The 8,541-nt window shown below is 74.5% G+C and carries 9 protein-coding genes; 4 read left to right on the top strand and 5 right to left on the bottom strand.

Annotated elements, in window-relative coordinates:
• Positions 1-925: 925 nt before the first annotated feature.
• Entirely contained in the window at positions 926-1,789 is an 864-nt protein-coding gene (locus tag AB0F62_RS28315) for a DMT family transporter (protein ID WP_361805084.1), read from the bottom strand.
• A 95-nt stretch (positions 1,790-1,884) separates the two neighbouring features.
• Between AB0F62_RS28315 and AB0F62_RS28310 the strand changes: the two genes are divergently transcribed.
• The 3 genes from AB0F62_RS28310 to AB0F62_RS28300 are packed head-to-tail and all read left to right on the top strand — an operon-like array spanning position 1,885 to position 3,874.
• The gene (locus AB0F62_RS28310; protein ID WP_361805081.1) at positions 1,885-2,457 is read left to right on the top strand and encodes an XRE family transcriptional regulator; all 573 of its coding nucleotides are present in this window, start codon (positions 1,885-1,887) and stop codon (positions 2,455-2,457) included.
• Between the two features lie 41 nt (positions 2,458-2,498).
• Positions 2,499-3,056, top strand: coding sequence for a YbaK/EbsC family protein (locus tag AB0F62_RS28305; RefSeq protein ID WP_361805078.1), 558 nt, complete (start codon positions 2,499-2,501; stop codon positions 3,054-3,056).
• Positions 3,053-3,874, top strand: coding sequence for a GNAT family N-acetyltransferase (locus tag AB0F62_RS28300; RefSeq protein WP_361805075.1), 822 nt, complete (start codon positions 3,053-3,055; stop codon positions 3,872-3,874). Before AB0F62_RS28305 ends, AB0F62_RS28300 begins: the two co-directional genes overlap by 4 nt.
• Here the strand turns inward: AB0F62_RS28300 and AB0F62_RS28295 are convergent.
• The gene (locus AB0F62_RS28295) at positions 3,849-4,367 is read right to left on the bottom strand and encodes a GNAT family N-acetyltransferase (protein ID WP_361805072.1); all 519 of its coding nucleotides are present in this window, start codon (positions 4,365-4,367) and stop codon (positions 3,849-3,851) included. The two genes, AB0F62_RS28300 and AB0F62_RS28295, sit on opposite strands and share 26 nt — an antisense overlap.
• Positions 4,368-4,470: 103 nt before the next feature.
• Entirely contained in the window at positions 4,471-4,878 is a 408-nt protein-coding gene (locus AB0F62_RS28290; RefSeq protein ID WP_361805069.1) for a CoA-binding protein, read from the bottom strand.
• A 73-nt stretch (positions 4,879-4,951) separates the two neighbouring features.
• Between AB0F62_RS28290 and AB0F62_RS28285 the strand changes: the two genes are divergently transcribed.
• Entirely contained in the window at positions 4,952-5,581 is a 630-nt protein-coding gene (locus AB0F62_RS28285) for a YigZ family protein (protein WP_361805066.1), read from the top strand.
• 134 nt (positions 5,582-5,715) lie between these two features.
• On the opposite strand, the gene AB0F62_RS28280 is transcribed toward AB0F62_RS28285, so the two are convergent.
• Together AB0F62_RS28280 and AB0F62_RS28275 are read right to left on the bottom strand one after the other, a co-directional pair.
• The gene (locus AB0F62_RS28280; RefSeq protein WP_361805063.1) at positions 5,716-6,669 is read right to left on the bottom strand and encodes a hypothetical protein; all 954 of its coding nucleotides are present in this window, start codon (positions 6,667-6,669) and stop codon (positions 5,716-5,718) included.
• Between the two features lie 68 nt (positions 6,670-6,737).
• Positions 6,738-8,369: a serine/threonine-protein kinase gene (locus AB0F62_RS28275; protein ID WP_361805060.1), complete on the bottom strand. Its 1,632-nt coding sequence runs from the start codon at positions 8,367-8,369 to the stop codon at positions 6,738-6,740.
• Between the last annotated feature and the right edge of the window lie 172 nt (positions 8,370-8,541).

Here is an 8,541-nt window from a genome sequence, read left to right as displayed (position 1 = left end):
CTGGACCGCATATTTATGTGCATGGCGGGCGGTCCGGGTAGGTGCCGTCTGTGCCGCACAACAAATACACGTAAGTGTCCAGAACGCCCACCCCTCCGACCCCGCCCCCTCCGTCTCGTAGCGCGCCTGATCCCCGGAGGGTGGTCAAAGGGGGGAACACCCCTCCGCCACGACAACGCGCCGGAACACCGGAAGCCCGGCCCGCCGGCCGCACCTGCGGATCGGGGCGTCGTCCCGGTCTCGGGTCTGGGCCGTCTCCCGAGATGGATCCGGTGGAGACGCGTCTCGTGCCAGAGTGCGGCCGTCACGGTGCGAGAAGGCACCCTTGCCGGTATGACGGATGGCGTTCCTTTTCGTGATGTTGCCGCTCACGCTGGCGGAGTCCCCAGGACGCGGCCCGAAACTCCCCCGTCGGATGCCCTGTTGGGGCTGCCCGGCGGCCCGCAGCAGCGCGCACCGGACGGCTCCGAAGCGGAGGTGGTGCCGGAGCGTGCACCACGGCGGGGGACTCGATCGGTATGACGCCGGGTTCAGATCAGCGTGTCCGTGTGTCTGTTTCGGCGGAGTGGGCCCTGTGTCGCGGGCGCTGCGCTGCTCCCGTTGTGGCGGCACGTTGTCGTGGCGGAGGGGGTTCCCCCCCCTTTTGTCACCCTCCGGGGATCAGGCGCGCTACGAGACGGAGGGGGCGGGGTCGTAGGGGTGGGCGTTCTGGACACTTACGTGTATTTGTTGTGCGGCACAGACGGCACGACAAGTACCGCCCGCCATGCACATAAATATGCGGTCCAGAATGCCCAGCCCCGGAGGCCCCGACCCCGGCCCACCACACACGCGCGAGGCCCGCACCGATCGCGCCGGGCAATCGGGCGGGCGGGCGGGGAAAAACCCCACCGCAACCACAACGCACCCGCACACGCGGGGAGGGCTAACCCGCTGCCAGGAGGACGGAGCCCGCGAGCGCCAGGCCCGCGCCCGCGGCCTGGACCGGGCGGAGCCGCTCCCCCAGGAGGCCGCGGGCGGCCAGCGCGGTGACCACGGGGTACAGGGAGGCCAGGACCGCGGCCACCGCGACGGGGCCGTGGCGCGCGGCCAAGGCGTAGGAACCGTTCGCCGCGACGTCCGCGAGGCCGACGAAGGACAGTGCCGGAAGGCTCCGCCAGACCGCCGGCGTGCCGCCCTCGGGGAGGACGGGCGCGCCCCGCCGCGCGGACACCGCGAGGGCTGCGCCGCCCACGGCGACGTTGCAGACGCGCTGGACGAACAGCGCGAGGAACAGCCCGGTGACCGTGTGGGACGCCTCCGCGACGAGGGCCATGACCGCGCCGAACCCGAAGGCGGCGACCAGGGTCATGGCCACCGCCTGCCGCTGCACGGGCGCCCCGCGCAGTTCGGGGCCGCCGGCCAGGACGATGCCCACGACGGCCACCGCGATGCCCGCGTACTGCACGAGCCCGGGGCGTTCGCCGAGCAGCAGCCCCACGCTCACCGGGACCGCCACCCCCACCGTGGCCAGGGGCGAGACGACGCCCATGGGGCCGAGGGCGAGGGCGCGGTAGAAGCAGAGCATGGCGACCGGGCCGACGAGCCCCGCCGCGGCGGCGAACCACAGCCGCGGGGAGGCCTCGGTCCAGCCGCCGGTCGCGAGGACGACCGCGCCGAGCACGACCGCGGCCACGCCCTGGGAGACCACGACCACCGTGAGCGCGGGGAAGCGGCGGGTGAGGAGCCCGCCGCCGAAGTCGGCGAGGCCCCACAGAAGGCTGGTGGCCAGGGCGAAGACCGCGGTCATGGTGCTCCCTCGCAGTACAGTACGGTGAACGGCGCAGTACAACGCAGGATAGTGCAGTGAAGTGAACTGCGGAATTCATAATATTGGACGGTGCGGTGTCGGACCTCGACCTGATCTCCCAGTCGCTCGCGCGCAACGTCAAGCGCCTGCGCCTGGAGCGGGGCTACAGCCTCGACGCGCTCGCCGCCCGCGCGGGCGTCAGCCGCGGCATGCTGATCCAGATCGAGCAGGCGCGCACCAACCCGAGCCTGGGCACCATCGTGCGGATCGGGGACGCGCTCGGGGCGAGCCTGGTGAACCTGCTCGACTACGAGGACGGCCCCAAGGTGCGACTCGTGCCCGCGGAGCAGGCCGTCGAGCTGTGGAGCACCCCGGCCGGCAGCCGCGGGCTGCTGCTGGCGGGCGGGCAGGCGCCCGGGCCGCTGGAGATGTGGGCGTGGCGGATCATGCCGGGGGAGGGGCACGACTCGGACGCCCATCCGCCGGGCACGGTGGAGCTGATCCGCGTGGAGAAGGGCGAACTCACCCTTGTCGTCGAGGGGCAGGAGCACAGCGTGCCCGCCGGGACGACGGCGAGCTTCGAGGCCGCGGCGCCGCACGGCTACCTCAACCGCGGCGCCGAGGTGATGGAGATGACGCTGGCCATCTCGGTTCCCGCCCCCCACTGAGCGGGCGCCGCCAACTCCCCGGATTTGTTAGCGTGCCGGACATGCGCGCACCCATCGGCACCTTCACCGACGTCCATCCGGCCGTGGAACGGCTCGACCTGCTGCCGGCCCCCGTCGCCGCCGCCCTGACCGCCTGGAGCGGGCAGGTGCCCGTGGGGGAGCTGCTGTTGGTCGACACCGACCCCGGGAAGGCCGACACCGCGGTCTTCGCCGAGGCCTACGGCGTCGGCATGGACCAGTCCGCGAACTGCGTGGTGGTCGCCGGCAAGCGCGGCCAGGACGTGACGCTCGCCGCCTGCGTCGTCCTCGCCACCACCCGGGCCGATGTGAACGGCCTCGTGCGGCGCCATCTGGGCGTCCGCAAGGCCTCGTTCGCGCCGATGGACACCGCCGTGGGCGAGAGCGGCATGGAGTACGGGGGGATCACCCCGATTGGGCTGCCCGCCGCCTGGCCGCTGCTCGTGGACGCGGCGGTGGCCGACACCCCGTACGTGATCATCGGCAGCGGCCGCCGGCGCGGCAAGCTGCTCGTGCCCGGGAAGGCGCTGGCCTCCCTTCCCGGCGTCGAACTGCTGGAAGGGCTGGGACTCCCCGCGTGAAGGAACTGCTGGACCGCCTGGAGCGCTACTACGACGCCGTGCCCCGCGCGGGCGCCCGGGCCGAGAAGCACGGACCGCTCACCCTCTTCGTGCGCGAGGGCGTCGGCTGGCCCTTCTACGCCCGCCCGACGCTCGGCGCCGACGGCACCGTCGGGCGGGCCGACGTCGACCGGGTCCGGGACCGCCAGCGCGAGCTGGGCGTACCCGAGTGCTTCGAGTGGGTCGCGGAGACCACGCCCGGTCTGCGGGAGGCGGCGGAGGCGTCCGGGCTCGACGTGCACGAGCACCCGCTGATGGTGCTCGACCCGCTCGCCCCGCCCGCGCTGCTGCCGGAGCTCCCCGCCGACGTGGCCGTAAGGGTGCTCCGGCCCGGGGACCCGGCCCTGCCCACCGCCCTGACCGTCCCGCACCTGGCGTTCGCGCAGCCCGGCACGGCCATCGGCACCGCGGGCCGGGCCGAACTCGCCGCCGCGCTCCCGGTGCACGGCGGACCGGGGCTCGTGGCCACCGCCAAGGCGCGTGTCGAGGCCGGTCTCACCGTCCTCGCCGCCGCCGTCGAGGGCGGTACGGCACTGTGCGCGGGCCAGTACAACCCCGTGGGCGAGGTCTGCGAGATCGTGGGCGTCGGCACCCTGCCGAGCGCCCGGCGCCGCGGGCTGGCTCTCTCCGTCACCGGGACACTCGTCGCCGAGGCCCGTGCGCGAGGGCTGACCACCGTGTTCCTGTCGGCGGGCGACGATGCCGTCGCCCGCATCTACGCCCGGCTCGGCTTCCACCGGGTCGGTACGGCCCTCATCGCGGAGCCCCCCGCCCCCTGACCGGCCGCCGGGAGAGGTCCAGCGACAGCGGGATCGAGTGCTCGGCGAAACCGAGGCTGCGGTAGAGCGGTTCCGCCTCTGGGGTGGCGTGCAGATCGACGCGGGTCACGCCCTGCTCCGCGAACCACGCGAGCAGGGCCTCCGTCGTCGCCCTGGCATGGCCCAGGCCGCGGTAGCGGGTGTCGGTGCAGACGTTGAAGACGAAGCCGAACCGGCCCGTCGCGTGCCCCGGGGCGGGCAGCCGCTCCTCGACCCGCCCCACGGCGCACGCCGCCAGATGCGGGCCGTCCGCGACCGCCGGGTCGCCGTCCACCACGAACGCCCCCAGCAGCCGCGCACCGCCCCCGGCGAGCTGCTCGCGCGCCCGCTCCTCGGCGGCCGCCTCCCAGGGACCGGGCTCGTCCCGCCCGCTCATGGCCAGGAACATCAGCCGGCGCAGGCGTACCAGCTCGGCGGCGTCATCGGGTCGGGCAAGGCGTACGAGACCGGGCATGCGCGCACGCTACAACAGGCATCCCGCCCCTATGCAGCGGTTTTCCCGCGCACGACCGGTGGGGAAGGGGCTTGTCTGCGCCCGCCCGTCCGCCTGCTCTCGCCTAGCCGAGCCGGGGGATCTCGATCGCCGGGCAGCGGTCCATCACCATGAGCAACCCCGCGTCCCGGGTGCTCTCGTACGCGGCCTCGTCGATCACGTCGAGCTGGTACCAGACCGCCTTGGCGCCGATCGCGACGGCCTCGTCCGCGACGGCGCCGGCCAGGTCGGAGTTGACGAAGACGTCCACCACGTCGACGGGGAACGGGATGTCCGCGAGCGAGGCGTAGCCCTGCTCGCCGTGCACGGTCTCGGCCTTCGGGTGCACGGGCACCACACGCTTGCCGTACCGCTGCAGCACCGCGGCGACGCCGTACGCCGCCCGCGAGGCGTTGTTCGACAGCCCCACCACGGCCCAGGTGTCCCCGAGGCCGGTCAGGATCTTCCGTACCGTCGCGTCGTCTCCGTACACGTCGTCCTCCCTCGCATCCGATCCGCAGCAGTCAACCAGAGGACGCACCCGGCTGTTCCCGTAGGGTGGCGGGGTGGTGGAGCGGTATCTGACGATCGGGCGCGAGCACGTCCACGAGAGCGAGATCAAGCGCTCGCGGTTCCTGTGCGCTCTGGCGCCGGTGTCCGGCGAGGAGGCGGCGCAGGAGTTCATCGCCCGTGTCCGCAAGGAGCACGCGGGGGCGACGCACAACTGCTACGCGTACGTCATCGGCGCCGAGGGACGGATCCACAAGGCCAGCGACGACGGGGAGCCGGGCGGCACGGCCGGCACCCCCATGCTGCAGGTGCTGCTGCGCCGAGAGATCCGGGACGTCGTCGCCGTCGTCACCCGCTACTACGGCGGCATCCAGCTCGGCGCGGGCGGCCTGGTCCGCGCCTACGGGGGCGCCGTCTCGGCGGCGCTCGACGAGCTCGGCACCGTGGAGCGGCAGAAGCTCGCGCTGGTCACCGTCGTCGCCGACCACCAGCGGGCCGGGCGGATCGAGAACGACCTGCGCGCCGCCGGGCGCACCGTGCGCGGCGTCGCCTACGGAGCGGCCGAGGTGCGCATCGAACTGGGCGTGCCGGAGGAGGAGCTGGCCACCTTCCGGGCCTGGCTCGCCGACGCCTCCGCGGGGACCGCGGGCGTCGAGGTGTCGGGCAGCGCCTTCGTGGACGTGTAGCGGGCCCGCGCCCGCGGATCGGGGAAGCGCCACCCTGCCCGGCACGGCGCCGGGACCGACGTCGGCCGCGCAGGGCTCGACGACGGGGCCACGCCCCCGCGGCCACGGCCGCGGCCCGGAGGGGCCGCCCGCGGTCAGCGCGGGGGCGGCTCCGGGCGGCGTGCCGAGCGCCACCAGGCGCGGGCCGCGCCGATCGCCGTCAGCAGCCAGGCGGCGATCGCGACCCACAGCAGGGCACGGCCCAGGTCGTCGAGGGCGGGTACGGCGGCGGCGTCCGCCACGACCATGCCGACCACCGCCGTCATCCCCAGCGGGAACACCGTGGCCCAGCGCCGCAGGTCGTAGCGGGTGCGCGGCCACCGTGCCTCGGCGTACACCAGCACCGGGAGCCACAGCAGGGCGGCCGCGAGCAGGACCAGGGTCGTCGTGCGCAGCGTCCCGTGCAGGCCGGGAGCCCACTCCGGGGGGCCGTGCGGATCGGCGGCGGCCGTCAGCTTGGCGGCCGCGAGCGTGCTGATCGACAGTGCCCCGCCCGCGATCCAGTGGTCGCCCGCGCCCGTCCGGACCTCCCGCAGGTCGAAGCGGGCCAGCGCCATGCCGTACAGCACCAGGCCGAGGAGGAAGAGCGCGAGGCCCGCCCAGCACAGCCACGGCAGACGGTCCGGCACAGCGAGGGTGGCCGCGCCGACGGCCAGGCCCTCCGTCGCCACGCACACCAGGAAGACGCCGCCCGGCAGTCCCCGTCCCCAGCGGCGCAGCACCATTACCAGCAGCAGCGGCCACAGCAGCGCGGACAGCCCCAGCGCGGCCGCCGCGGCGACCTGCAGACCCTGCAGCGACAGGCACGTGCCCAGCACGCAGGTGGCCGCCACCCCCGTCAGACCGCCCGGCGTCGTCGCCTCCTGCCACCACCGCTCCCGGCAGTGGGCCAGCCGCGCGGTGAACACGCCCGCGCACACCGCCCACCAGGCGATCGCCAGGGCGAGCGCCCCGAGGGCGGTGCCCTCGTGGCCGGTCAGCTGCAGCCCGGCGGAGATGATGCCGGTCGCCATGACGGCCGCCCCGGCCGCGGGTGTCAGTGCGTGCACCGCCCCACGGTGGGGCGTCGCGCGCCGGCCGGTCAGCCGTACACGCCGGGGTTCGCCCGTCCGGCAGGTCAGCCGGGATACACGCGGGTGACCTTGCCCTTCAGGGTGGCCTGGACATAGCAGGTGCGGTGGCTGTCCACGCGGTAGACGGACATGTAGGGGGTCTTGCCGATCAGCTCGGACCTGACGATGACGTAGACGTGCTCGGCGTCGGGGACCTTGCAATCCTTCTCGGCCCGGCGCATCAGTGCCGGGAGCGCGTCCCAGGCGACCGTGCGCAGGTCGATCAGGGGGGTGTCGTCGACGGTCCTTCCGTCGGTCCAGAGCGACGCCTCGCCGCCGCGGTACTGGAACGTGTCGTAGATCTCCTTGTCGGTCTTCGTGGGGGCGTCGAAGATCGCGTAGTCCGGGTAGAGGGTGAGCTCGAGCACCTTGGTGCTGCCCGAGACCGACTTCACGACGTCCGCCATCGAGCGTCCGCCGGTCGTGGAGAGCAGCGTCTTCGGCGCCGCCTTGCTCGGGGCACGGGAGGAGTGCGTGCCCTGCGGGGAGCCCGTGCCGCCGTGCTTCCCCGTCGGGCCGGCGTCCGTGCCGTGGAGCTGCGGGAGGAGGGTCCACAGCAGCACGCCCGCGACGCCCACCGCCGCGACCGAGGCGGCGGCGGCCAGCACCCGGCCGGCGCGGCCGCCGCGCCGCGTGGCGGGGAGCGGGGTGGGGCGGGTCGGCGGCTGCGGCGGATGGTACGGGTGGGGCGCCATCGGCTGGTACGACGCCGGGGCGGGGCCGAAGCCGGAGGGCACGGCGTCCGCGGGCTGGGGCGCGGCCGCGGGCGGGGACACGGGAGGAGGCACGGGCGTCGCGCCGCCCTCCGCCACGGCGAGCATCCGGTCCAGCCGGTCGGCGTCGGGGCGCGCGGCGGTGTCCCGTACCAGCAGGGCGCTCAGCACCGGGGCCAGCGGACCGGACCGCACCGGGGGCGGCAGCGGTTCGTCGAGGACGGCGACGAGCGTGGCGATGCCGGTCTCGCGGCGCAGCGGGTGGACGCCCTCCACGGCGACGTACAGCAGCATGCCGAGCGACCACAGGTCGGACGCGGGGTTGCCCTCCTCGCCGCGGATGCGTTCGGGGGCGATGTACTCGGGCGAGCCGATGAGGCCGCCCGTGGTCGTCAGCCGCGTCGAGTCCCGGAGCGTGGCGATGCCGAAGTCGGTGAGCACCGGCGTCAGGTCGGGCCGCAGCAGCACGTTCGCCGGCTTGACGTCGCGGTGGTGGACGCCCACGGCGTGCGCGGCGCGCAGCCCGGCGAGCACGCCGCGGCCGACCGCGGCCGCCTCGCGAGGGGACAGCGGGCCGCGGGCGAGCCGGTCCTGGAGGGAGCCGCCGTCCACCAGCTCCATGACGAGCCAGGGGTGCGGGAGGTCCGGTCTGTCCACGATGTGGTGGATCGTGACGACATTGGGGTGGTGCACGCGGGCCAGCGCGCGGGCCTCGCGCAGCACGCGCTCCCGGAGCCTCGCCGCCGCCTCGCTGTCGGCCTCGGTCAAGTCCGGGTCGGACGGGCGGACTTCCTTGAGCGCGACCTCGCGGTGCAGGGCGGTGTCGCGGGCCCGCCACACCAGGCCCATGCCCCCGCCGCCCAGTCGTTCCAGCAGTTCGAAGCGGCCGTCGATCAGTCGTCTGCCGGAGTCGCTCGCCGTCATGGCGGTTATCGTACGGGCGCCCGGCGACATGGCTTGACCGAGCTTGCCCGAGTTCGGACTCCCGCGGCCGAGTGACAGTGGCGGCCGATAGCCTGCTCTCGAAGCGGACGGGACCGGTGGGGACACCGGGGCCCCTGCGGAGCATGCGGAACGAGAGCCGGAGGAACGGGGC

The sequence above is a fragment of the Streptomyces sp. NPDC026673 genome, from assembly GCF_040638135.1.
Taxonomy (GTDB): Bacteria; Actinomycetota; Actinomycetes; order Streptomycetales; family Streptomycetaceae; genus Actinacidiphila.
The sequence above is the reverse complement of the archived record's forward strand: the minus strand, read 5'-3'. Positions and strand labels throughout refer to the sequence as shown.